At 57.1% G+C, this 24,133-nt stretch carries 25 protein-coding genes and 3 pseudogenes; 17 read left to right on the top strand and 11 right to left on the bottom strand.

The features are described from left to right. Positions 1 to 16: 16 nt before the first annotated feature. Positions 17 to 984 (bottom strand): annotated as a pseudogene (gene tilS, locus MUN84_RS16735) (tRNA lysidine(34) synthetase TilS). Here tilS and MUN84_RS24675 point away from each other — a divergent pair. The 10 genes and pseudogenes from MUN84_RS24675 (at position 931) to MUN84_RS16780 (ending at position 9,497) form a co-directional block, all read left to right on the top strand. Further along, entirely contained in the window at positions 931 to 1,137 is a 207-nt protein-coding gene (locus MUN84_RS24675; RefSeq protein ID WP_410780113.1) for a hypothetical protein, read from the top strand. The pseudogene tilS and the gene MUN84_RS24675 overlap by 54 nt on opposite strands. A 160-nt stretch (positions 1,138 to 1,297) precedes the next feature. Continuing rightward, a complete protein-coding gene (locus MUN84_RS16745; protein WP_244695162.1) occupies positions 1,298 to 2,320 on the top strand; it encodes an OstA-like protein in 1,023 nt (340 codons plus the stop codon). Next, entirely contained in the window at positions 2,275 to 2,937 is a 663-nt protein-coding gene (locus tag MUN84_RS16750) for a hypothetical protein (RefSeq protein WP_244695163.1), read from the top strand. The genes MUN84_RS16745 and MUN84_RS16750 overlap by 46 nt, the downstream gene beginning before the upstream one ends. 87 nt (positions 2,938 to 3,024) lie before the next feature. Beyond that, complete coding sequence (locus MUN84_RS16755) at positions 3,025 to 3,852, top strand: outer membrane protein assembly factor BamD (RefSeq protein WP_244695164.1); 828 nt, start codon at positions 3,025 to 3,027, stop codon at positions 3,850 to 3,852. Between the two features lie 108 nt (positions 3,853 to 3,960). Beyond that, positions 3,961 to 4,308 (top strand): DNA-directed RNA polymerase subunit omega, encoded by a 348-nt coding sequence (locus tag MUN84_RS16760; protein ID WP_188559518.1) that lies wholly within the window; start codon positions 3,961 to 3,963, stop codon positions 4,306 to 4,308. Positions 4,309 to 4,458: 150 nt separating this feature from the next. After that, positions 4,459 to 5,789: pseudogene (locus MUN84_RS16765) on the top strand (bifunctional phosphopantothenoylcysteine decarboxylase/phosphopantothenate synthase). After that, positions 5,782 to 6,711, top strand: coding sequence for a DUF4835 family protein (locus MUN84_RS16770; RefSeq protein WP_244695165.1), 930 nt, complete (start codon positions 5,782 to 5,784; stop codon positions 6,709 to 6,711). The pseudogene MUN84_RS16765 and the gene MUN84_RS16770 overlap by 8 nt, the downstream one beginning before the upstream one ends. Before the next feature lie 151 nt (positions 6,712 to 6,862). Then, on the top strand, positions 6,863 to 7,288 hold the full coding sequence (locus tag MUN84_RS24095; RefSeq protein ID WP_317238988.1) for an AAA family ATPase: 426 nt from the start codon (positions 6,863 to 6,865) through the stop codon (positions 7,286 to 7,288). A gap of 26 nt (positions 7,289 to 7,314) precedes the next feature. Beyond that, positions 7,315 to 8,535 carry a DNA repair protein RecN gene (locus MUN84_RS16775; RefSeq protein WP_317238989.1) on the top strand — a complete coding sequence of 407 codons (1,221 nt, stop codon included), beginning with the start codon at positions 7,315 to 7,317 and terminating at the stop codon, positions 8,533 to 8,535. Positions 8,536 to 8,666: 131 nt separating this feature from the next. Next, a complete protein-coding gene (locus tag MUN84_RS16780) occupies positions 8,667 to 9,497 on the top strand; it encodes an enoyl-ACP reductase (protein WP_244695166.1) in 831 nt (276 codons plus the stop codon). Between the two features lie 55 nt (positions 9,498 to 9,552). Here MUN84_RS16780 and MUN84_RS16785 read toward each other — a convergent pair whose 3' ends face one another. Beyond that, a complete protein-coding gene (locus tag MUN84_RS16785; protein WP_244695167.1) occupies positions 9,553 to 10,164 on the bottom strand; it encodes a DUF3885 domain-containing protein in 612 nt (203 codons plus the stop codon). Between the two features lie 235 nt (positions 10,165 to 10,399). Between MUN84_RS16785 and MUN84_RS16790 the strand changes: the two genes are divergently transcribed. The 4 genes and pseudogenes from MUN84_RS16790 (at position 10,400) to MUN84_RS24110 (ending at position 12,896) form a co-directional block, all read left to right on the top strand. Next, complete coding sequence (locus tag MUN84_RS16790) at positions 10,400 to 11,617, top strand: cytochrome P450 (protein ID WP_244695168.1); 1,218 nt, start codon at positions 10,400 to 10,402, stop codon at positions 11,615 to 11,617. 315 nt (positions 11,618 to 11,932) lie between these two features. After that, on the top strand, positions 11,933 to 12,187 hold the full coding sequence (locus MUN84_RS24100; RefSeq protein WP_317238990.1) for a pectinesterase family protein: 255 nt from the start codon (positions 11,933 to 11,935) through the stop codon (positions 12,185 to 12,187). 74 nt (positions 12,188 to 12,261) lie between these two features. Beyond that, positions 12,262 to 12,465: pseudogene (locus tag MUN84_RS24105) on the top strand (pectinesterase family protein); the annotation flags it as partial. Between the two features lie 107 nt (positions 12,466 to 12,572). Then, positions 12,573 to 12,896, top strand: coding sequence for a pectinesterase family protein (locus tag MUN84_RS24110; protein ID WP_317238991.1), 324 nt, complete (start codon positions 12,573 to 12,575; stop codon positions 12,894 to 12,896). Here MUN84_RS24110 and MUN84_RS16800 read toward each other — a convergent pair. Further along, positions 12,893 to 14,101 (bottom strand): porin, encoded by a 1,209-nt coding sequence (locus tag MUN84_RS16800; RefSeq protein WP_244695169.1) that lies wholly within the window; start codon positions 14,099 to 14,101, stop codon positions 12,893 to 12,895. The genes MUN84_RS24110 and MUN84_RS16800 overlap by 4 nt on opposite strands. 209 nt (positions 14,102 to 14,310) lie before the next feature. Between MUN84_RS16800 and MUN84_RS16805 the strand changes: the two genes are divergently transcribed. Then, positions 14,311 to 15,282: a pectinesterase family protein gene (locus MUN84_RS16805; protein WP_244695170.1), complete on the top strand. Its 972-nt coding sequence runs from the start codon at positions 14,311 to 14,313 to the stop codon at positions 15,280 to 15,282. A gap of 33 nt (positions 15,283 to 15,315) precedes the next feature. Here MUN84_RS16805 and MUN84_RS16810 read toward each other — a convergent pair whose 3' ends face one another. Next, complete coding sequence (locus MUN84_RS16810) at positions 15,316 to 15,732, bottom strand: hypothetical protein (RefSeq protein WP_244695171.1); 417 nt, start codon at positions 15,730 to 15,732, stop codon at positions 15,316 to 15,318. A 196-nt stretch (positions 15,733 to 15,928) separates the two neighbouring features. Between MUN84_RS16810 and MUN84_RS16815 the strand changes: the two genes are divergently transcribed. Further along, positions 15,929 to 16,345, top strand: a complete 417-nt coding sequence (locus tag MUN84_RS16815; RefSeq protein ID WP_244695172.1) for a TerB family tellurite resistance protein — start codon at positions 15,929 to 15,931, stop codon at positions 16,343 to 16,345. A 130-nt stretch (positions 16,346 to 16,475) separates the two neighbouring features. Here the strand turns inward: MUN84_RS16815 and MUN84_RS16820 are convergent, their stop codons facing one another. The 6 genes from MUN84_RS16820 to MUN84_RS16845 form a co-directional block, all read right to left on the bottom strand. Next, positions 16,476 to 16,883, bottom strand: a complete 408-nt coding sequence (locus MUN84_RS16820) for an ACT domain-containing protein (protein ID WP_244695173.1) — start codon at positions 16,881 to 16,883, stop codon at positions 16,476 to 16,478. 177 nt (positions 16,884 to 17,060) lie between these two features. After that, positions 17,061 to 18,128, bottom strand: coding sequence for an SDR family oxidoreductase (locus MUN84_RS16825; RefSeq protein ID WP_244695174.1), 1,068 nt, complete (start codon positions 18,126 to 18,128; stop codon positions 17,061 to 17,063). A 248-nt stretch (positions 18,129 to 18,376) separates the two neighbouring features. Then, entirely contained in the window at positions 18,377 to 19,321 is a 945-nt protein-coding gene (locus MUN84_RS16830; protein ID WP_244695175.1) for a hypothetical protein, read from the bottom strand. A gap of 97 nt (positions 19,322 to 19,418) precedes the next feature. Further along, positions 19,419 to 19,682: a barstar family protein gene (locus MUN84_RS16835; RefSeq protein WP_244695176.1), complete on the bottom strand. Its 264-nt coding sequence runs from the start codon at positions 19,680 to 19,682 to the stop codon at positions 19,419 to 19,421. 142 nt (positions 19,683 to 19,824) lie between these two features. Then, complete coding sequence (locus MUN84_RS16840) at positions 19,825 to 20,319, bottom strand: hypothetical protein (protein WP_244695177.1); 495 nt, start codon at positions 20,317 to 20,319, stop codon at positions 19,825 to 19,827. A 57-nt stretch (positions 20,320 to 20,376) separates the two neighbouring features. Beyond that, positions 20,377 to 22,188, bottom strand: coding sequence for an ABC transporter ATP-binding protein (locus MUN84_RS16845; protein WP_244695178.1), 1,812 nt, complete (start codon positions 22,186 to 22,188; stop codon positions 20,377 to 20,379). Between the two features lie 283 nt (positions 22,189 to 22,471). On the opposite strand from MUN84_RS16845, the gene MUN84_RS16850 reads away from it, so the two are divergent. Continuing rightward, positions 22,472 to 22,939, top strand: coding sequence for a hypothetical protein (locus tag MUN84_RS16850; protein WP_244695179.1), 468 nt, complete (start codon positions 22,472 to 22,474; stop codon positions 22,937 to 22,939). A gap of 151 nt (positions 22,940 to 23,090) precedes the next feature. On the opposite strand, the gene MUN84_RS16855 is transcribed toward MUN84_RS16850, so the two are convergent. Then, complete coding sequence (locus MUN84_RS16855) at positions 23,091 to 24,062, bottom strand: proline iminopeptidase-family hydrolase (RefSeq protein ID WP_244695180.1); 972 nt, start codon at positions 24,060 to 24,062, stop codon at positions 23,091 to 23,093. Positions 24,063 to 24,133 lie beyond the last annotated feature (71 nt).

Genomic DNA, 24,133 nt, shown 5'->3' on the forward strand with positions numbered 1-24,133 from the left:
TCGGCGTCCAGCGCGGCTACGGCCTTGCCCGGGGTACCTCGTAGCCTTCAGGTATTTCCACCAGTTCGGTGCGCAGGTGCAGGCCATCTATCTTGAGGGCTTCCTGGCCGGCTTGCAGTTGGTGAGTGCCAAATTTGGTGAGCGTACGCGGGGTAATGACCAGCTGCTCCCGGTCCTTGACCAACCGGTGCGTCGGCGACTCAAAGCGGCGGCCCGATTCGGCCCCGAAGCTCAGCACAATATCCTTTACCACGAGGTAGGAAAAGCCAAAGGGCCGGAGCAGTTCGTGCAGCACCACGGTGGTGGCGGCCGTTTTTTGCAGCATCCGGATGTCGAGGTAGGTTGCCTCGGGCTCGTCGCGGCGGGCTTGGACGGCGGTTTCCTCCACGTAGCGGCGCACAATTTCCTCGGCCCCGCCCACGCGCTCGGCCGTGATGCTCAGGGTCTGATCAAGGTTGGGGTTGATGTCGCGCAGCACGGGTAGCACCTCCAGGCGCAGGCGGTTGCGCTGGTACACGGGCGAGTCGTTACTAGCGTCTTCACGCCAGACCAAGCGGTTTTCTACTACGTAATCGTACAGGTCGGGCTTGCTTACGGCTAGCAGAGGGCGTACGAGGTGGCCGGCTTTGGGCCGGATGCCGTGCAGGCCGGCCAGGCCGGTGCCGTGGGTGAGGTTGAGCAGCATGGTCTCGGCCGTGTCGCGCTGGTGGTGGGCGGTAGCAATGTAGTCGAGGCCCTGAGTCTGGCGGATGCGCTCAAACCACTCGTAGCGCAGGGCACGGGCGGCCATCTGGGTCGAAATGCCTTCCTGCTCAGCAAATTGCTTGGTCTGGAAGAACTCCACGAAGTAGGGCACCTTGTACTGCCCGCTAGCTTGCGCACGAATTCCTCATCAGCATCTGCCTCCTCGGCGCGCAGCCCAAAGTGGCAGTGAGCCACGGCAAACTCCACGCCCAGCTTGTGCAGCACGTGGGCCAAGACCACCGAATCGAGGCCGCCGCTGACGGCTACCAGCAGCTTATCGGTGGGGGAGAAGAGGGCGTGTTCCTGAATATAGGCTTGAATTCGGTCGAGCATGAGGTTGAAAAGCAACTGGCAAGTAGCTGCTGGCTATTCGCCTGGGTACGGGAGCATTAAGGAGACGGGAGCTGTTAACGGGTCATAGCTAACAGCAATTTGCTATCGGCTAGCAGCTGTCTTCAATATTCCACAAAGAAAACCGTTAGCAACGGCCCTTCTGTACCTTTGCTAGTAAATGTCGTTCCCAAAGCCTCTTTTTCTCTTTCTGCTCCTGCTGTTGCCTACCCTCACCTGGGCCCAGCAACGCCCCGCCGACCGCCCCGGCGCGCAGCCTACTCCTACACAAGGTCAGCGCATCGAGCTACTCGGCGCTGGGCGGCTGCAAGGCGGTACGTTTAACGGAGTCGAAATTCGTAAGCTGATTGGCAACGTGAGCTTCAAGCAGGGCACCACGCTGCTTTACTGTGACTCAGCCTACCAGTACACCGAGCGAAATGCGTTGGAAGCGTTCAGCAACGTGCGCATCATTCAGAACGACACCATCACGATTACCGGCGACCGGGGCACCTATGACGGCGACACCCGCAAGGCCCGCATGACCGGCAACGTGACCATGCGCGACCCGCGCATGACCCTGACTACCCAGCTGCTCGACTACGACCTGAACCGCAACTTGGCCTACTACAGCACCGGCGGCCACCTCCAGGACCCCGAAAACACGCTCGACAGTCAGTTTGGCTACTACAACACCCAGAGCAAAGTGTTCAGCTTCAAGCGCAACGTGAAGCTGGTAACCAAGGAAAACAACATCGACACGGATACGCTCCAGTACAACACCGTCAGCAAAATTGCCTACTTCTTCGGGCCGACGCGCATCCGGGGCAAGCAGGGCAACCTCTACGCCGAAAACGGCACCTACAACACCATTACTAAGGTTTCCAACTTTGCCCGCAACGCCAAAATTGAAACCCCTAACTACCTGCTCGGCGGCGACAAGATTTTCTACGACGAAGCCCGGCAGTACGGCGTGGCTACCGGCCACGTTTCGATGACCTCGAAGAAAGACAACATTGAAATCCGGGGCGACGTGGGGCGTTACTGGCGCGCCCAGGGCCGGGCCAAGGTGTACGGCAGCCGCCCCGTGATGCGCAATATCAACGACAAGGACACGCTCTACCTCACCGCCGATACGCTGGTAAGCCTGGAGGGCCGCCCGCCCAGAACAAGGCCGGCGTTATCTACGCCTACCGCAAGGTGGGCATCTTCCGCGCCGATTTGCAGGGCCGCTGCGATTCACTGACCTACGACCGGCAGGACTCCGTCATCTACCTCAGCCACGACCCGGTGCTCTGGAACAACAAAAACCAGCTCACCGCCGACTCTATGCAGATTCAGCAGCGCAAGGGCCAGATTGACCAGATGCGCTTGTACGGGCACGCCTTCAGCATTGGGCAGGACACGCTGCTAAACTTCAACCAGGTAAAGGGCCGCTACATGGTGGCCTACTTCCGGGATAAGTCGATAAAAAAAATTGACGTGCTTGGCAACGCCGAGAGCCTCTACTATGCTCTTGAGGGCGACACGGCCGTGTCTGGGGTCAACAAATCCGTTTCCGCAACCATGGCCCTGCGGTTTGCCGACAGCAAGCTGCAGACCATCAGTTTCCTGACCAACCCCGAAGCCAGTTTTATTCCGCCTAATGAACTCAAGCCTGAAGATGCCAAGCTGAAAGACTTCCGGTGGCGGCCCAAGGAACGCCCTACCCGCCGCCAGACGTTAGGCAAGCACTTCGCGTTGCCGGCCAAGCCCAAGAAGAAAGCAACCCCCAAAAAGAAGCCCGCCGCTACTCCCCGAAAAGCAGCCCCACCAAAGAAAAAAGCGGCGCCTACCGCCCAAAAGCCGGTGGTGAAAAAGTAGCTGCCAGTGGCCTGAAGGGTAGTAGTTTTACTTGCTCAAGCCGCGGTACTCGTTGCCTCACTGATTATCCTTACCTTTGCGCCCCTTATGCTGTCTTTTCGCCCTACCTTCTTTGTTCTGCTGCTAAGCACGTTGCTACTCGGCTCGTGCACTGGCTACCAGAAGCTGCTCAAGAGCACCGACGTGAACAAGAAGTACGAAGCTGCCATTCAGTACTACGAGAAAGGCGACTTTTTCAAGGCTGGTACCTTGCTCGAAGAGCTGATTCCGCTGCTGAAAGGCCGCCCGGAAGCGGAAAAGGCGCAGTTCTACTTTGCCAACACCAACTTCCGCCAGCGCAACTACACGCTGAGCGCTTACTACTTCAAAACGTTCTACGAGACGTACCCGAACTCCTCGTTCGCGGAGGAAGCTGCGTTTATGCAGGCCAAGTCCTTGTTCCGGGATTCCCCGGATTTCCAGCTGGACCAAACCAACACCTACTCGGCCCTGGAAGTCATTCAGGATTTCCTGAACCGCTTCCCCGAAAGCCGCTTCCGGGCCGAAACCGACGGCATGTCGCAGGAGCTGCAGAAGAAACTGGAAAACAAGGCCTTCCGTGGCGCCCGCCTCTACTACGACCTGCGCTATTACCAGTCGGCGGTAACGGCCTTCACGGGCTTTCAGCAGCAGTACCCGGCCTCGGCCTTTGGCGAGCAGGCGGCTTTCCTCAAGCTCAGCGCTCAGTTTGACCTGGCCACGGAAAGCGTAGAGGAGAAGCAGCGTGAGCGGTACCTCGAAGCCATTGCCTTCTACCAGAATTTCATTGACGCCTTCCCGCAGAGCAAAAACCTGAAGGATGCCGAGCGTATGTACGACACGGCCCGCGACGCGGTAGCCAAGCTCAAGCCCGCGGAATCAACGGCTGCTAAGTAACTTGCCCGGCAGAGAAGAAGGAATAGCCGGAACGGCCAGTAGCCTTCTGGGGTATCCTTTCATTGTCTGCATTTTTCTCCATTTTGCACATTCACTACTTACCATAAGATGAAGACTCCGAACAACGTACCCGCTTCTATCGTGACCCGCAACATGTCGGACTTCACCCACGAGACTGGCAACGTGTATGAGAGCATTGCCATCATCTCGAAGCGCGCCAACCAGATTTCCGTGAAGCTGAAAGAAGAGCTGAACGGCAAGCTGGCCGAGTTTGCTACCACCGTCGACAACCTCGAAGAAGTGTTCGAAAACCGCGAGCAAATCGAAATTTCGAAGCACTACGAGCGTCTGCCCAAGCCTACCAACCTGGCCGTTGAGGAGTTCCTGGAAGGCAAAGTGCACTTCCGCACGCCCGCCGAAGAAGAGCAGCTGCCCGAGGCCCGCAAGGCCGAGTAGTCCGCTTCTGTTTCGCACGACACGATAAGTAGCGCCATGCTGAGCCCGGGAAGCCCTGTGCCCGCCTCGTTGGAAACCCCCTCCGACGATTGCGCGCCGGGCTTCCCGGGCTCAGCATGGCGCTTTCATGGTATGTAGCCTTCCTTTTTCATGGCTGAACTGCAAGGACGTAAGATTCTGCTGGGCGTAAGTGGAAGCATTGCCGCCTATAAATCGGCCGCGTTGGTGCGGCTGCTGGTAAAGGCTGGAGCCGAAGTACAGGTAGTTCTGACACCTGCGGCCACGGCCTTCGTGACTCCGCTTACACTGGCTACCTTATCGAAAAACCCGGTGCTACAAGGTTTTCTGAAGGATGAGCGGGGCGGGGAGTGGCACAACCACGTGCACCTGGGCTTGTGGGCCGATGCCCTGGTGGTAGCCCCGCTTCGGCCAATACCCTGGCCCACCTTGCCGGCGGCCTCTGCGACACCCTGCTTGATGCCGTCTACCTCTCGGCCCGCTGCCCGGTGTTTCTGGCCCCTGCCATGGACCTTGATATGTACCAGCACCCCGCTACCCAAGCCAATCTGCGCCGCCTACGCGAGTACGGCAATACGGTATGGGAGTCGCCGGCCGGGGAACTGGCTAGTGGGCTGAGCGGTCCGGGCCGTATGCTGGAACCCGAGCAGATTGTAGCCGAGCTGGCGCAGTTTTTTAGTTAGAGCCCTCGATAGACCTGCCTGCTTGGGCCAGTTCACGGCTATGGTAGGGGTAGCAAATCAAGGAGCCCTTACCTTTAAGGTCTGACAGGGGTAGTACCTTACTCCTTCGCCCCTTCCAACCCATTTGGTATGCGCGTTCTGATTACTGCCGGCCCCACCTACGAACCCCTGGACCCCGTTCGCTTTATCGGGAACCACAGCACCGGTAAAATGGGCTACGCGCTGGCCGAAACCTTTGCTGCGGCCGGTGCGGTAGTAGACCTAATCAGTGGCCCTACCAGCCTACCCGACCCAGCCTCTCCAAGCATTGGGGTGCAGCGCGTGCAAACGGCCGACGAGATGTACGCCGCTGCCGCCGCCCTGGCACCTACCGCCGACATCTGGGTGTTTGCCGCGGCGGTGGCAGATTATAAGCCGGCGCAGGTAGCAGAAAACAAAATCAAGAAAGCTGGCGACACGCTTACCCTGGAACTGGTGAAAAACGTGGACATTGCCGCTACCCTAGGCAAAAGCAAGCGGCCCGAACAATTTTCCGTCGGTTTTGCGTTGGAGACAAACAATGAGCGGGCGCACGCCCTGGAAAAGCTGCAGCGTAAGAACTTCGATCTGGTGGTCCTCAATTCCCTGCGCGACGCCGGGGCTGGTTTCCGCCATGATACCAATAAAATAACCCTGCTGGAAGCCGACGGAAGCGTAACTACTTTTGAGTTGAAGCCCAAAACCGAGGTAGCCCACGACATTGTGCAAACCGTTTTAGCCCGCCTGTCTCGCCATGCGTAACCTTGTCCTGCTGCCTTTTCTGCTTCTGTTACCCGCGTTGCTGCTGACCCGTTCTGCCCAAGCCCAGGAGCTGCAGGCGGAGGTAGCCATTTCGACGGAAAACGTGACTATTGCCGACCGGCAGCTGGTGCAGCAGATGCGCAACGACATGCAGGCCTTCCTGAACACCCGCTCCTTCACCAACCAAACCTACCGGCCCGAGGAGCGGATTCGGTGTAAGTTTTTCGTGGGTATCACCGAAATTCCGCAGAACGGCACCTACCGGGCTACGGTGCGCGTTTTGAGCACGCGGCCGGTGTACGGCACCGGCTACGAAACCAACGTGCTCAGCTTTGCCGATAGGGGCTGGATTTTCAACTATTCGCCCCAGAACCCGATTGACTACTCCGAGAATACCTTCGTTGGGAATTTATCGTCGTTGCTGGCCTTCTACGCCTACATCGTCATTGGCATGGATCAGGACAGCTTTTCGCCCCTGAGTGGCTCTGTCTACTACGACCGGGCCCGTAATATCCTGACTAACGCCTCGTCCCAGAACGTGACCAACGAAGCCGACGAAGGCTGGAAGGACGGCAACAACGGCAACCGCTACTGGCTGCTTAACAACCTGCAGGACCCACAGCTGGAAGCCTTTCGCAGTGGCATGTACGCCTACTATCGGCAAGGCATGGACGTGTTCATTACCAAGCCCGAGGAAGCCCGCACCACTATTACTACCGCTTTGCAAGGTGTGCAACAAGCTGTGCAGCGCCGGCCGGGTACGCTATTAGCCCGTGCCTTCTTCACCACCAAAGCCGACGAAATAGCCAACATCTTCCGCACCAGCCCCGATCAGCAGCAGAAGACGCAAGTGGTTACCATCCTGTCGGAAACCGATCCGACGAACTCGGCTAAGTACCAGGCAATTTTACGGCAGCCGTAAATAGCCCTGAAAAAGATTCAGCGAAAATAGTTAGCAATTAACTAAGTGAGCTAGTAGCTTTGCTAAAGCTACTAGACTAGGTTGCGCCTGGACCGTAGCTTTTCCCTTTTGTTTGCTACGGCCGGCTGTTCGGCCTTCACCTTGGATTGCTATGCTCGTAGACCTGCGCATCCGAAACTACGCCCTAATTGAGCAGCTACAGCTGCAACCTTCGGCCCTTCTCAATATTATTACTGGCGAGACTGGCGCGGGCAAGTCCATTATGCTCGGGGCCATTGGCCTGCTGCTCGGCAACCGGGCCGATTCGCGCATGCTCTTCGACACGGAAAAGAAGTGCGTGATTGAGGGCCAATTTGACATCAGCAGCTACCAACTACAGGATATCTTCGAAGCCGAGGACCTCGACTACGACACCCAGTGCATTCTGCGCCGCGAAATTAGCCCAGCCGGGAAGTCCAGGGCCTTTGTGAACGACACGCCTGTGACGCTGGAAACCCTGCGGAACATTGGGGCCAACCTCATGGACATTCACTCCCAGCATGACACGCTGCTACTGGGGATGCTGTTTTTCAACTAAACCTGCTGGATCTGTACGCTGGCCTAGTGCCTACCCGCGCCCAGTACAGCAATGCTTACCGCCAGTACCGCAAGCTGGAGGCCGACCTGAAAGCCCTAGAAGACCAGGTGGCTCAAGCCAATAAGGAGCTGGACTACCATAGCTTTCTGCTCAGTGAGTTGGAGGACGCCCGCCTCGATAATGAGCAGCAGGACGAGTTGGAGCAGGAAGTAAAAGAGCTGGAGCACGCCGAAGAAATCAAGTTCAAGCTGACTTCGGCCCTGCAGAGTCTGACGGAAAGCGAGTACTGCGCCACCAGCGCTATGAAGGAAGCTGCCACCCTGCTCGGCCAGATTACTTCTTACTCGGAGCAAGCCCGGGAGCTGAAAAACCGCCTCGACAGCTGCCTGATTGAGTTGCACGACATTGCCGACGAAATTGAGGTAGTGGAGCGCCGCACCGAAGGTGACCCCGCCCGCATTGATGAGCTACAGGGCCGTCTGAACGTGCTCTACAACTTGCAGCGCAAGCACCAGGTGCGCGACGTGGTAGCCCTGCTAGCCGTGCGCTCCGACCTGCGCGACAAGGTAGGCTCCGTCCTGAACCTAGACAAGCAAATCAACCGCCTGCGCCGCGACGCGGAAGGAGCCCTATCGGCCGTGAAAAAGCAGGCGGGCCGCCTTTCCGAGGCCCGCCGCAAGGTGTTTCCGAAGTTCGAAAAGGAACTGGTGGCTTTGCTGGCTGACCTGGGCATGCCCAACTCGCGCGTTGTGGTGCAGCACCAGGAAGGCCCGCCCGCTACCAGTGGCATTGATGTAATAAGCATCCTGTTCACGGCCAACAAAGGCGCCCAGCCTCAAACCCTGAGCAAAGCCGCATCGGGGGGTGAATTTTCGCGTCTGATGCTGTGCATCAAGTACATGCTGGCCGATAAAACTGCCCTGCCGACCATCGTATTCGATGAAATCGATACGGGCATTAGTGGCGAAATTGCCGTGAAAGTAGGCCGCATGATGCAGCAGATGGCCCGCAAGCACCAGCTCATTACCATTAGCCACCTACCCCAGATGGCTGCTGCCGGCGACGCGCACTACTTCGTGTATAAGGAAGACCGCGCCGACCGCACCGTGAGCAATATACGGGTGCTGAACCTAGAGGAGCGAATTCAGGAAATTGCCCAGATGATTTCCGGCGCCAACCCCAGCCAGCACGCCTACCAAAGCGCCCGCGAGCTGCTAGCCATGCGCGGCGAGGAATTGGTAGGGTAGGGGCGAAATTATGACATGGTGAAATTGTGCGTTGTGAATAGCTAACTTGCCAGCCGCTAACCTGGAGTTCTAAACGGTGTAGTGGAGTCAAGAACATCAACTCACCATTTCACCATTTCACCTCTCACCCTATGTCTAATAACTTACTCGCTGGCAAAGTCGGCATCATTTCGGGCGCGCTGAACGAGGATTCCATTGCCTGGAAAGTAGCCCTGAAAGCCCACGCCGAAGGGGCCCGCTTTGTGCTCACTAATGCCCCGCTGGCCATGCGCATGGGCGAAATCAACAAGCTGTCGGAGCAGTGCAACGCGCCCATCATTCCGGCCGATGCTACCTCCATGGAGGACCTGGAGAAGCTGTTTAGCGGCGCCCAAGAGCAGCTCGGCGGCAAGCTTGATTTCGTGCTACACAGCATTGGCATGAGCGCCAACATCCGCAAGGGCAAGCACTACGGCGAGCTGAACTATGAGTGGTTTCAGAAGACGCTGGACGTATCGGCCTTGTCATTTCACAAGATGCTGGCCGTAGCCGAAAAGCAGGATGCCCTGAATGAATGGGGTTCGGTAGTGGGCCTGAGCTACATTGCCGCTCAGCGCGCTTTCCTTGATTATACCGACATGTCGCAGGCCAAAGCTGTGCTGGAAAGCATTGCCCGCAGCTACGGTCAGCGCCTGGGTAAGCTCAAGAAAGTACGCGTGAACACCATCAGCCAGTCCCCCACCAAAACCACGGCCGGTACCGGCATCAGCGGCTTCGATGCCTTCTACGAGTACGCCAACAAACTTTCCCCCCTGGGTAACGCACCCGCCGAAGCATGCGCCGACTACTGCATCAGCTTGTTCTCGGACCTGACCCGCTACGTGACCATGCAGAACCTCATGCACGACGGTGGCTTCAGCACCACCGGTATTTCGGAGGAGATTGTGGAGGCCATTACCGCCAGCATGTCGCAGAACTCGTAGGTGTGTTCTTCTCTGCTTACAAAAAGCCCGGCCTGCAGGTCGGGCTTTTTTCGTTTTATGTAGCAAATAATGCGTCAATATGTGGCCGGTCGTAGTCCAGTATCAACTCATTAAACTCCTCATATAGGTAGCGAAGAGATGCTACGTCAGGGCCGATGATGTCCAATCCCCGATCGTCGTACATGTGAAACGCAAGACCCGTGCGTTGATTGAGAAAGAATAGGCGGCCATGGAGGGCGGGCCTTCTTCCAAAATCTTGGTTACTGATAGCAGCTAAAATTTCAGTGTAAGGTATTTGTGAAATGGTGGGAAAGTGCATTCTCATCCATTTCAGGGTATCTGAATAGGGGTTGGTTATTCGCTGAAAGTGGATAGCTGTTTGGGAAACCGGAAGTTGACGCAGCAAATAATTGCTGCTTCTAATCCGATGCCGTTTGGACCTCCATTGCTCATATACAAGCAAAGCAGGCTCATCGGGCGCAAAAACGGCTCGGAATAACAAAGAAGCTCTATGAACTACCTCTTGGAAGTAAGCCTCATCAGAAGTAGAAAGGGTGTCCTTTTGTAAGTTAAATCGGAGTGAGATAAGCCAGCAGTCGAATAAAGGCTTGGCTGTTGTCAGGCTTGGATAATGCTGCTGTAGAAAGCGGGTTAAGGCTGAGGTCATTGATTATCAGTAACTAAGTAAAGTAGACCTTTTTACCGGCTCCACAATATCCTCCGTGTCAACGAGCCGTAAGGTAAAGGCATTCATTTTGGCGACCTATTCGACTACTACCCGATATGCCCCAGATTTTTCGCGACCCAAGTTTCGACAGCACCCTGGACGTGCTGCGCGAAGGCTACCCTTCCTCTACTGCCGCAGTCAGCGCTTCAATTCTGATATCTTCCAGATTCGGCTGATGGGCCTGAAGGCCATTTGCCTGCACGGAGCCGAGGCCGCTGAGCTCTTCTACAACCCCAGGCTCTTTGTCCGGAAGGGAGCCGTGCCGCGCCGGGTGCAGACTACCCTCATGGGAATTGATGCCATTCAAACCCGTGACAATGGGGAGCACCGCTGCCGCAAAGAAATGTTCATGTCGTTGATGGGGCCAGAGAGCCGGGAGCGGCTGATGAGCCTGCTGGCGGAGCAGTGGCAGCGCTACGCCCACCGCTGGGAGCAGCAAGACCGGGTGGTGCTGTTTCGGGAAGCCCAGGAAATCCTGTGCCGGGCGGCCTGCGCGTGGGCCGAGGTGCCGCTGCCGGAACCAGAAGTCAGCAAGCGCGCCCGCGACTTTGGGGCCATGGTGGACGGGTTTGGAGGGGTAGGGCCGCGGCACTGGCGCGGCAAGCAGGCCCGCCGCCGGGGCGAGAAGTGGATGCGGGGCATTATTCGCGCCATCCGGAAAGGAGCTTTACCTGTGCAGGAAGGCACAGCCGCCCACACCGTGGCTTGGCACCGGGAGCCCAACGGCGAACTGCTGGATGTACAGATGGCCGCCATCGAGCTGGTTAACGCCATCCGACCCATCGTGGCTATTGCTACCTATATCACCTTCGCAGCCCTAGCCCTGCACGAGTATCCGCCGTACCGGCAGCTACTCCGCAACCCGGCCGAAGATTACCCCGAGCTGTTCGTGCAGGAAGTGCGACGCTACTTTCCCTTCACGCCGTTTGTTGGAGCCCTGGTGCGCGAAGACTTTTCCTGGCACGGCTTTGAGTTTGCGAAGGGTACGCTGGTGCTGCTGGATGTGTACGGCACCAACCGCGACGAGCGGTGGTGGCAAGACCCGGAGGTGTTCTGGCCCGAGCGGTTCCGGCAGTGGCAGCGGAGCCCCTACGATTTTATTCCCCAGGGTGGGGGCGAGTTTCTAACCGGCCACCGTTGCGCCGGCGAGTGGATTACTATTGAGGCCCTGAAGCAGGCCGTGGCCTTCCTTAACGATGGTATCCGCTACGATGTGCCCGCCCAAGACCTCACCTATGACCTCACCCGAATGCCAACCCTACCCGCCAGCGGCTTCGTGATGACGAACGTGCGTGCCACCGGCAAAGGTGCCCTGGCCGTACTACCCATGCCGGCCGCCGGTAGCCGCCAGAGCGCCGCAGCTATGAGCTGCCCGTTTCATCATAAGGGGTAGTAAGTGCCGCTCTAGTCGTAACCGCATCAAGTTCTAGCGCTACCGGCTGGTATCTAAAAAGTGCTTCCCAAACTGTCATTCTGAGCAGCGCGAGGAATCTGAGTTACATACTAGAAGCTAAATCCAGATTCCTCGCGCTGCTCGGAATGACAGTTCAGTTTTCGGCCATTGCTTAAGCATAGGGAGTGGTTTGCATATGCTATAAGAAGCAGTGGGTGACAACGTTCCCGATAACGTTTGCGCGGAGATAGGTGGGCGAAAACGGCCGAGTTCAGCAGAATAGGGATAAGTTGCCAGCCTACCCGCCCGCTTGCCATGAAACCTGTTCTGCTTTTCTTCCTGCTTGCTTGGCTGACGCTGGGCCGCGCCTTTGGCTACGATTTTGTGGTGGCCCAGGACGGAAGCGGCCAGTTTCGCACGGTGCAGGAAGCCTTCAACGCCGTGCCTGATTTCCGGAAGAAAGTCACTACCATCTTCATCAAGAAGGGCGTGTACAAGGAAAAGCTGCTGCTGGCCGGTTCCAAAAACTTGGTAACGCTTATCGGGAGGACCGCGAGAAAACCATTCTGACCTACGACGACTACAACCAGAAGAAAAACATCTTTGGGGAAGACAAGGGTACCTCGGGCTCGGCTAGCTGTTACATCTACGGCTCCGACTTCACGGCCGAAAACCTGACCTTTCAGAACTCCTCCGGACCCGTGGGGCAGGCCGTGGCCCTGTGGGTAGCCGGCGACAAGGCCCGGTTTAGAAACTGCCGCTTCCTGGGGTTTCAGGATACGCTGTATACCTACGGCTACGGCAGCCGCCAATACTACCAGAACTGCTACATCGAAGGCACCGTCGATTTTATTTTTGGCTCCAGCACGGCGTGGTTTGAAGGCTGTACCATCTTCTGCAAAACGGGGGCTTTGTCACGGCTGCCTCTACTCCCGATACCACCCGCTACGGCTACGTGTTCAATCAGTGCCGCATCACCGGCGACGCGCCCGCGGGTAGCTTCTACCTGGGGCGGCCCTGGCGGCCCTACGCCAAAACGGTGTACCTGCGCTGTGAGCTGGGCAAGCAGATTAAGTCCGAGGGCTGGGACCATTGGGACAAGGAAACCAACAAGCAAACCGCCCGCTACGCCGAGTACCAGAGCCGCGGCCCCGGCGCGGCCCCCGGCAGCGCGTGGGGTGGGCCCGCCAGCTTTCCGATGCCGAAGCCCAACACTACACCCTGCAAACCGTACTGCGCGGCTGGGACCCAACTAAGGACTAAGGCAGCAGCCGGCTAAAAATTCAGCTGCGCTTGTAGGCGCAACAGGCCGCCGCGCTGGCGGTTATCGGGCTTCTGAAAATCCTCGAAGCGGCGGGAGGAAAGCGTGTACATGGTCACCAGCTCGAAGCTAGGAACGGGTTGCCACTCTACGCCCAACTCAGCTTCCCGCACGTGGTAGCTGCGCGCGTCTCGCTCGTGCTTCTTGCCTCCGTTGTAATATTGCATGCGCAGGAAGGGATAAAACTGCTGCTGCTGGTAGCGCACCCGATAGTTTAGCAACACGTAACCCCCGTGCAGGCGCTGGGTTTCAATGCTGTCGGTAGCCGAGTTAAATTCGGGGCCGCGGCCTACGTTATATTCCGTCTGGATACCAAAGGGCTGGGGGTAAAGCACCAGCGTAGCAGCTGCGCGCTGGTCGGGGTAGCGCAGGTCGGGCCGGTGCTTGACGCCATTGGAAAGCTGGTCTTTGCCTACCACATATTCGCCGGTGTAGGCTTGCAGGGCCGGCTCCAGCACCTGGCCGCCAATAGCCAGCGGGTACGTTATGCGCGCTACCACGTGGCGCTGGTTGTTCAGCTCGGGGCGGTTGGCCGTCTGCCCATTGAAGACGCCCAGTCCCACAATGCCGTAGTCGCCAGAGCCTTTCAGGCCATCTTTCACGAGTTGGCTGAAGCGCTGGCGTACGGAGGTAGGCGCCCAGTATAAAAAAGCGCCCAAATCTCGTTCGTTCGAGAGGGCGCTGTTAAGGGCATCATTCCGGTCGAGGGGAAGCCGGTTCTGGCTCGACTGCATGTTCTCAAAGCCAAACGGTACCTTGCTCTGCCCCACCCGAATTCGGAACTGGCTGGCTTTGTCGAGGCCCAGGTCGAGGTAGGCGTCGCGGAGCTGGGCAAATTGCAGGGAAGTGCTGCCGCTGGGCGTGCTGGCAAAATCGGGCTGCAAGTAGAAATATACCCGCTCATGCAACTGCCCGTAGAAAATTATCCGAACGCGCCGCAGAGAAATGCCGCCATTACGGCCCCAGGACCGGTCGCACTGCTCACAGGTGAGGTCGGGGTTGGTTTCCAGCAGCCGGTTGTAGCGCGCTTGCACGTAGCCCCGAATGGCAAACGTTTCAAACCATTTCTTCGCCTCAGGTTTCGGCTTCGCTAGGGAGTCAGCCGACTGAGCCTGGGCGTATCCCATTGTCAGCAACAACAGGCTGGTTAACAATTTTTTCATAGAATGATAATGCTGACGCAAAGTGCGGCATTGGATGTTACTTCAATGTTACCTACGTATTACGACAATGTTATCAATGACCGAAATTACCCGTCGGTAGGGGTCCGCCTCGCCGTAGCAGGCAGCGTGGCAACGTTGCCGGCATCGTTTGCGCAGAAATTCCCGGTGCTAGCAGTGGTAGCTAGCGGCCATCAGCGTAAGTTGTCAGCATGTTTACTCGGCAGACGATACAGGGCTTGTGCCTGGCTCTGATGGGCATGTTGTGGCTGGTGGTGGGCCGGGCAATGGGTGCGGAACTAGTAGTAGCCCAGGACGGAAGCGGGCAGTTCCGGACGGTGCAGCAGGCCATTGATGCGGCGCCCGCGCAGTCGGGGCGGCCAGTGGTAATTCGCATCCGGCGGGGCACGTACCGGGAAAAGCTGGTGGTGCCGGCCAGCAAAACCCACCTCACCCTGCGGGGCGAAGACCGGGACCACACCATCTTAACCTTCGATGACCACAGCGGCAAGGGTGCTATCAACACCTACACATCCTACTCGGTGCTGGTGGAAGGGGCTGATTTTACGGCCGAGAACCTCACCTTCCAGAATACGGCGGGCCGTACCGCCGGCCAGGCCGTGGCCCTGCACGTAGCCGCCGACCGGTGCACTTTCCGCAACTGCCGCATCCTCGGCGACCAGGACACGCTGTTTCTGGCCACTGGCCACACCCGTCAGTACTTCCGGCGTTGCTTCATTGAGGGTACCACCGATTTTATTTTCGGCAGCAGCACGGCCGTGTTCGACCACTGCACTATTCGCAGCAAGAAGAACTCCCACATTACGGCCGCGGCCACGCCCCCAGATCAGGCCTACGGCTTTGTTTTTCGGCATTGCCGGCTCACGGCCGATACCACGTTGGCCACCAACGTGTCGTTGGGCCGGCCTTGGCAGCCGCACGCCCACGTGGCCTACCTGCACACCTACATGGGCCGCCACATCCGGTCTTCCGGCTGGGACAACTGGAAAAAGCCCGAAAGCGAAAAAACGGCCCGCTACGCCGAGTACCGTTCTACTGGCCCGGGCGCAACTCCCACTCAGCGAGTAGCCTGGGCGCGACAGTTGCCAGCGCGAGAGGCGCGGCGCTACACCTTACGCCACCTTTTCGCCGGGACGCCCACCTGGCACCCAGCACGCCGTTAGAGGCGCCCGTAGCGCGGTAGGGGCGGGAACAAACTATTCTTCCTGGGCCCGGGTGCGTAGCCACTGCTGGGCCGCGGCCACGTCCTCGAACAAGTGCAGATCGAGCTGGTCAGCAATGCGGCTCTGTAGATTTTCGATGGACAGCTGCCCGAAAATATCCGGCGACACTACCTGGGCAATGTAGCGCAAACCGGCCCCCATGATAAGCGGCGTCCAGACTTGCTGAATCCACTCGTTGGCTTCGGTAAACGTGCCTACCAGTTCACTGTGGTCGTTGAGTAGGTAGGGGCAGGGCTTCTCGCGTAGCATGTTCAAGTACGTTAGGCCCCCGTCCATTACCGTGCCCAGGGTTTGGCGGCCATACCAGCGGGCATGAATCCAGTTCTCGCGTACGTTCCGCTCTACCGTCAGGTAGGTACTGTCATCTCCCCGACGCAACGAAGTAACCATGAATAAATAAGTAAGAAGAAATGAGGTTGGGTAAAAGGCCCTCCGCCGCGAAGGACGCCGCAATTAACGGCTTCTTACTGGTATTGTTTTGGGAGCTTGGCTGTGCCAAGCTGGGAATAACCTTCCGGTGGGGGCCGCGTTGAAACAGGCTACCGCCTTTAACGGGCTTTTTTCGCCACCACCCTTTCCAACGCATATGCAGGCGCAACACAACCTCGAAGACGTTTTAAATACCGAGCAAAAAAAGCTGGCCTTCTACCAGAACCTGATTCTGTTGGCCGCCGCCGATGGGCAGCTAGACCAGAACGAAAGCGCGTTTCTGCTGCAAATCGGGCAACGGTTGGGCCTTACCTCCGAGCAGGTGCAGCCCATTGCCGACAACCTGAGCGTGCTGAGCTTTATTGTACCCGCCGACGGCCTGCAACGCACCCTAGAGCTGCAGACCCTGGTGCAAATGATGCTCCAGGACGGACAAATTGACCCCCGCGAGTACGGCCTGTGCATGGAGTACGCCAACCGCATCGGCTATAGCAAAGACATTCTGGACGACATGGTTAGCCAGCTGGCCGGGGCGGGACCCATTGTCAACCGCAACCCGCCCACGGTGAGCTAGGCTACCCTCCAGATCAGGCCCAGTAGAGCACCGGAAAACGAGCTACTGTTTGCGCAACGGTAGCTCGTTTACTTGTACCAGCACGGTGTCGGGGAAGTGGTGGGTAGCAGCCAAGTCGGTTTCTAGACGGCTATTCTGCTTCCCCGGTAGCAGCTAGTTGCCGCAGTAGGTTCAGGGCTTTGTGGGCATCGGTGGCGGCCACGAAGATGTGGTCATGGTAATAGGCAGCTACCACGTTGCAGCTCACCCCGGCCTGAGCCAGTACGCGCGCAACGGCCGCCGTCAGGCCCACGGCCTCTAGGGAAGAATGCACCATAAGCGTGAGCCAAGCTGCCACAAAGGAATAAGGTAGCTGCAGTCGGTCGGCAGTGGCTTGGGGTAGAATAACGGTTAGGCCTTCCCGCTCGCGGAACAGGCCAACCACGTCGGCTACCACCAAGCCATCCAGGGAAGCTACCGTGCAGAACACGTAGTTGCCCGGTTGCAATTCAGGCTGCATGGTGCGCAGAAGGCGGGTTAAGTCGGTCTCGCCGGGCATAGGGTTTGGGTTGGAAGTACACGGAGTTTGACTGCAGGTAGCCGCCTGGCCAGGAAGGCCAGGCGCTACCCAACCCAAACTCCACCAGCGCCCAACTACCCCGCCTAGTACTGGCCACTCGGGCGCTGATGAAGTTCAGTGAGCCCCAGTAGTACAGAGCTGCTGGTGGTTTGGTGGTTACGGAATCAGCCGGTCGGCGCGTAATTGCTCGAACAGATCAAAAAACGAGTCTTCCGTTGCCTGATACTCCAGGAAACCGCGCTTGCGGCTATTGCTCATGTCGGTCATAACCTCAATGGGACGGCCCAGGTCCAGGTCGGTGTGCCAGGCCGACGCCAGCCGGTTCAGATCAGGCTCGGTAAGCTGGTGCCGCTCGGCTATTTCGCGCCACACCGCCGTATCCTGACTTAGCTCGGCTTCCAAAGGGTGCACAGTGCCATCGAACCCCGCGGCTTCTACCCCAAACCACGCGGCCAGGCGGGGCCACAGCCAGCTCCAGCGAAATACGTCGCCGTTGGTGATGTTGAAGGCCTGGTTGCGGGCCGCCTCAGTGGTAGCGGCCCAGCGCAGTTGCTTGGCAATGATGCGGGCATCTGTCACGTCGGAGAGGCCGTGCCACTGGGCTTCCGAGCCGGGCCAGCGGAACGGGCGGCCGGTTTCCTTGCAGATGCTGGCGTACACGGCCAGGGTTGTGCCCATGTTCATTAGGTTGCCCACGGCCTTGCCAATGATGGTATGGGGCCGGTGAATGCTCCAGCTAAACCCGTCCCGCTTAGCGGCGGCGTATACCTCATCTTCCTGGGCGTAGTAGAAGTTGTCGAGGGGTAGGCGGGGCTGCTCTTCCCGCAGTGGGGTAGGCGGCAGTGCGCCGCCGTTGGCGTAGGCCTCAAACGGCCCGAGGTAGTGCTTGAGGCCCGTTACTAAGGCCACGTGCCGCACCGATTTTTTGGGGCTCAGGGCCTCCAGCACATTGCGCACCAGGGCACTATTCACCCGGATGTTCTCAGTTTCAGTGTCCTGCCGCATCCAGGTGGTAAGAAACACGTGGGTAGGAGCGAGGTCGGCCAGGGCTGCCTGCAAACCGGCCGGGTTCAGCAGGTCGGCGGCTACGGGCAGCAGGCCCGCAGCATCGGGGCGCGGATTACGGGCCAAACCGTACGTGGTCCAGCCGTGAGCCAACAGCTCTTGGGCTAGGTTGCTGCCAATGATGCCAGTAGCACCAACTATCAGGGCAATTTTTTCCATGTTGCAGAATCAGGTTTCAGGAAGCCGCAGGTAATGCGGCAGAAGCCTCTACAACAGGCGAAAAGCAAAATAGGCCCGTCCGGCCGAGCTTGCTTGCCGGGAGGGTTTACCCAAAACAAGGTAGGTCAATGAGTTAGGCGTAAGGGCAATTTCGCGGCTAAATTCCCTGACTGCGCTACCCGGCTCCGCCTACTTCTTGCGCAGGTACAGCAAGGTCGACTGGTTGGAGGGGCCGTACTTGTCGTTAATCAGGAAATATCCACCCTGGTAAGCGGCCATGCCCTCCCAGTTATAGGTTTCGTACTGCGCGGGCAGCTCAAACAACGGTTTCCAGCGCAACTGGTGGTGTTTGTAGCGCAGGCTAATGAGTCGGCAATAGTTCTGGTAACCAGCCCCGCCTGAATAAACCGGGCGTTGGGGTCCGGGGCCGGGGTGCGGTACACGCTGTCATCGTTGCCGCTGTAGAAGTAGTTAATGGCCGTGAAGCGGTTTTTGCCTTCGTGCACCAGGTCCGTGACCCGGAAGGGCAGACGGCGTAGGGGTACGTACTGCGGAATGTCGGGGGTAGCTGCGGCAGCGGGCAGGGTAAAAGCGTAGTTGTCGTGGGTAAAGTAGTTGTATTCGTAGAGCAGTAGTAGGTTTTTGTCGTAGCTCGCCAGGGCCTCAAAACCAGCGTTATAGATGTGCGTGCCGTTGGTTAGGGCCGGTTTGGGCAAGGGCACCAGGTAGCGGGTATCTAGGGTAATAGTCGCTGCTGCGTCATGTAGTTCGCCTTTAATCAGGTAGCAGTACGGCGAGGGCGTGGCCGTTTCAATGGAGAAATAGGCTACCTCGCCCACCATCGTCAAACCCTCCAGCCCTTCGTACACTTGACCAGCGCTGTCCAACCGGGCCCGGATCTTATCCAGATTCAGTAGGGCGTACTTCTTGTAGGTTAACGCCTGGGTTTCTTTCGCCAGCTGGGCGTTGATGCTACCCAAATCCAGGGCATATACCTTGGCCTCGGCGCGCTCCTGCAAGCGGCTCTCCGAGAGTAGCAGCAAGTGGTTGTTATGGCGATAAAGCCCGGAGAACTGGTTGTTGCGGTCCGCAATTTCCGCCGGTAGGGTAATGCCCTGAATGGTGAACTTGGGCTTCTGGGCGCACACGGCAAAACTGCTACATAGCAGCGCAGCTAGCAGGAAATATTTCATAGACGCAAGGCAAATTAACTTCTAAAGGTAGGCCACGACGCATATCTGGCAACTGCCGCCCACGCCCTACCCCAGCAAGCGTACTTCGGCTTTGCCCTCAGCCCAGTGCCATGCGTTTCGGCGCCATTTCTTGATTATAATCCTGAATCACCCGCCGCAGAATCCCCATATCGTGGGGACAATGCTGGGCAAATTCTTCCCAGTTGGTGAGCGTCAGCACGGGCGGCATTTCTGCAATGGCTACAATAGAATCCCAGAAAGCATCCCAACTCGGACCGTACCACTCCTCAAAGCCCAGCTTCTCTTTAAATAGCTGGTGAATGGCAACTTTGCTGGTAATGCCAGTCAGGTCAAGGGTCATGGTAAAGTGCTAGTACAACTCTAAACCAAAGATAAATAATGTCCTAATGAAGTGGAATCGACTTTCCATTACGACGACATAAGAGGCACGGCCACCTCATCGAAATAGGTTACGAGCTAGAATGCATAATTTTTTTAAAAGATCAATCTATTGTAAATATAATTTTCTTAGCTGCTTCAAATTCCTTTTCGTCTGCCATGATAAATTTTAATACGTCTTCTGGTATGATTAAAGTTTTATGATGACCCATATCCTTTCGAATAAGGATGAATAATTCAAGAAATGTTCTTAAGTGACGTGGGTCGTTAGGATAGGACGTCCTGGTTACATCCCATTCAATAAGTTTTCTGACAATCGGATCAGGGGCATATATAATGAGGTCTTTTTTGATATCGATTAATCGTGATACCAGATCAGATTCCGTCGTAATGTTTAGTTTTTTCTGTAATTTAAATACATCAAAAAAGAAGGAAAATATTTCGTGATATACTTTATATTTTCTGTCAGATACTTGATTTTGTATATTCTTAATTCTGTCTCTTTGCTCTTTTACGACATAGCCTAGAGCAGTAGCAGCTACTGCAAAAACAGCTGCGAATATTTCAGATAATGATACAGATACTTCTGTGACATTCATTGCTACGAGAATGGAATGATGATTATATAAAACTAAGAAAAGAAACATTACTATTTATTACGCCGCCGTGTCGCCTACCTCGTCTTCATCATCCACCATTACCCGGGCCAGCTTCTCGATGTTGAGGGAGCGGGCCGAAGCGTCGAAGATTTCGCGGTAGGTGCCGCGCAGGTCGTAGAGGTGCTCGTGGGTGCCGCTTTCCACCATGCGCCCCTGCTTCATCACGTAAATGCAGTCGGAATCGACAATCTGGGCCAGGCTGTGGGAGATGATGACCACCGTGCGGCCCTGCTTGATGGCGTCGAGGGAGTTTTTGATCTGCTCGGTGGCAATGGCGTCGAGGGAGGCCGTGGGCTCATCGAGGAAGATGATGGGCGGGTTTTTCAGGAACAGCCGGGCAATGGCAATGCGCTGCTGCTGCCCACCGGAAAGCTGCTGGGCGTCGGACTGGTAGCCATTGGGCAGCTCCAGTATTTGCTCGTGCAAGTAGGCCTGCCGGGCTGCAGCCTGGATCTGGGGTAGGGTGGCGTCCATGACACCGTAGCGGATGTTTTCCTCAATGGTGCCCTTGAAGATGTGGTTTTTCTGGAGTACCAACCCGATTTGCTGGCGCAAAGCCTGGGTGTCGTAGTCGGCTAGGGGCCTGCCGTCGAGGAGCATTTTGCCGTGTTCGGGCGCGTAAAACTTGCAGAGCAGGTTAATAATGGTGCTCTTGCCGGCCCCGCTCAGGCCCACTAAGGCAGTGGTCTTGCCGGCCTCAATGGTCAGACATACGTCGTGCAGGGCCTGGGTGCCGCTGGGGTAGGTGAAGTCTACGTTGCAGATGTCGAAGGTGCCCTGCAGGTGCGTGGGCTGGAGCGGACCGGTGGGCTCCACCGCATCGTGGGCATCCAGAATATCAAAGAAGCCCTCGGAGTAAGTAAGGGCGTCGTTCATCTCGTCGTAGATGCGGTGCAACTGCCGGATGGGGGCCGATACGTTGTTGAACAGCAGAATATGGAACATAATGGCCCCGATGGAAATCTGCCTATCAAGCACCAGGTATGCGGTCAGGATGATGATGAGCACTACCCCAATCTGCTCGGTGAAAGTCTTGAGGCCGTCGTAGAGGAAGTTGGTCTTGCGGGTTTCCAGCTGGGCTTCCTGTAGGTTTTGCTGCACCTGGGCCTGCTTCTGCTCCTCGTAATCCTCGCGCACAAAGCTCTTAATGACTACCGCCGAGTCAATCAGATTCACGAGGCCCTGGCTTTTGGCCTCGCGCAGGCTGCGCAAGGCCCGGCGGGTGCCGTTGAGTCGGTCGGCCTGCCGGTAGCTCAGCCAGAAGTACACGGGCAGCACGGCCACGGCCACCAACCCCACGTACACGTTGGCCATAAACATAATCACCAGGGCCACAATGGAATTGGCAAATAGGGGCAGAATGTCAATGAAGAAATTCTGCACCAGCTTCATCAGGCTCTCCACGCCCCTATCAATGCGGGTTTGCAGCTTGCCGGTTTGGTTGCCGCTGTCGGAGTAGAAGCCGAGCTGGTAGCTAAGCACTTTGTGCACCGCATCCTGAGAAAGGGTGCTTGAGACGTTGATGCGGATTTTCTCGCCGTAAAACTTCTGCCCGAACTGAATCAGCGTGTTGATGATTTCCTTGCCCAGTAGCAGCCCACTTACCAGCAGCAGCAGGTTGGCCCCCTCCGTTAGGCCCTGGCGGCGGTCTAGCATACCTTGCACCGTATCCACGGTGTAACGCAGCACAAACGGGTTTACCTGAGCGGCCAGGGAGCCCACCAACGTCAGCAGCAGGGTAGCAACGACCAGCCCCCGGTAGGGCCGCACGTACGGAATCAAACGCTGGATAATTTCCCAGAGGCTCATGCAGAATCGGCTAGGTGAAGGGTAGCCGGTTAGACGAGCGTTGCGGGGTAGGGGTTATGCAAGGGCCAGCCAGCTTTACCCTAAGCGCCAAGCTGCCGCTGTATGCTCTGGAAAACTAGGCTGAGCTGCTTGCTACTGAGGCCTTTTGTGAGCTACGAAATAGAACTTAAGCAAGAACATGCGTTGATGTTCTAATTTTAGTAAAATACGTGGACGCAAACTTGGTATAATGTTTCAACTGTACCATATTATTGTATTCCTATCAGAGCCAACCCACCCGCGTATGTTCTCTTTTATTGACTTATACTCACCTTTATCTGGTAACAAGCTGCGCAAGCTGCTGGTGGTAGTACTGGCTGGCGCCTTGCAGAGCTGCGCCAGCGGATACCAGCAGCCGCAAGTCGTAAGCAACAGCTTACGCACTCCGGAGGTAGCCCCCATGGAACTGAATAGCTTCAGCGTTGCGCCCGCCGCGCAAGCAGTGGAGCTGCACTGGGAAACGGTAGCCGAGTTAGGTTGCGCTTATTTTACGGTAGAGCGTAGCACCGACAACATTAGCTTCACGACCATTGGCCAAGTGCCCGGCGACGATATGGCCATTGCCCCCACCACGCACGAGTTTACGGACCGCCAGCCGCTTACAACAACCGCCTACTACCGGCTCCGGCAGGTTGATTTGAATGGAATAGTACACGCTGGCCCCACGCGCACCTACGATGCCCGCCCGAAGGTGCTAGCTGGAAGCAGCTAGCACGTTTCTAACGCCGATACTCAATTTACTTCAGCCCATTCTCAACTACATGGTGCCCGCGCACAACAGAAAAAGCTGCCTAAAGGCAGCTTTTTCTGTTAGTAGAAGGTGTAGCGGGTTAGCTTAGAAACTAGCCTGCCGCCTACTTACATTAACCCTTGCGCTCGGTTTTCCGCAGAAACTTAATCAGGGCGGGAAAGTAGTGCTCTGGGTCGTCCCACATGGCGTAGTGTGAGCCTTGGGGGCAGATGTACTGCTGGCAATTAGGAATGTGCTTTTGCATGTAGGCAATGTCCTCGGTGGGCACAAAGTCATACTTCGAGCCGATGACTAGGGTAGGCGTCTTGATGGAGGCCAGCCGGTCGGAGAAGTCCCAGGAAACCATGGTGGGCAGCATAAGGGCCGCGTATTTACGGATAATGTGGGCTTGGCTGCGGGTGAAGGTGGGTGGCTCCGGCGTCCGGCGCATCATGTGCAGGCTGCGGAACTCGGTTTGCACGGCGGGAGTGATGTAGCCCGACAACGTTTTCAGCCCCATAGTATCGAGGCCGGCTACCGTTTTGCCTTCCTTGGCCGCGTGCCGGCGAATAACGTCGGCGTACTGGCTGTAGCGGTGCTTGTTGAAGACGGTGGCCTTGTAGCCGATGTCGGAAGTAATCAGGCCCTTCAGGTGCTGCGGATACTTGGCGGCATATTCCAGGGCCAGCATACCACCCCAGGAGTGGCCTAGCAGGTAGAAATTATCCAGGCCCAACCCCTGGCGCACTTGCTCTACCTCCTCCACAAAGCGCGGAATGCTCCAGACGCTTTTATTCTCGGTCTTATCAGAATGGTAGGAGTTGAGCTGGTCGTAGTAATAAATTTCGACGCCTTCCTTGCTCAGATGCTCGGGGAAGTTCTCGAAATACTCGTGCGTATTGCCGGGGCCGCCGTGCAGCAGCAAAAGCTTAATTTTTCCCTCCCCAACCTTTTGGGTCCACACCTTATACTTACCGTCGACGGTTATCATTTTCACCCCCGGCGCCTGCATTTTAGCCGTGTAGCTGCTGTCTGTGGCCTGGGCGCTGCCCAGAAAAGGAAGGGCTAAGAAGAGAAAGACGAGTAAAGAAGTGCGGAATAGCATGAACTAAGGCAGTGGTAGGCAAGGATGCAACTCGCGGAAGCCAGGCCCCAGTGGCCCGTTACGGCCCGGAA

The sequence above is a fragment of the Hymenobacter sp. 5516J-16 genome, assembly GCF_022919335.1.
Classification (GTDB): Bacteria; Bacteroidota; Bacteroidia; order Cytophagales; family Hymenobacteraceae; genus Hymenobacter; species Hymenobacter sublimis.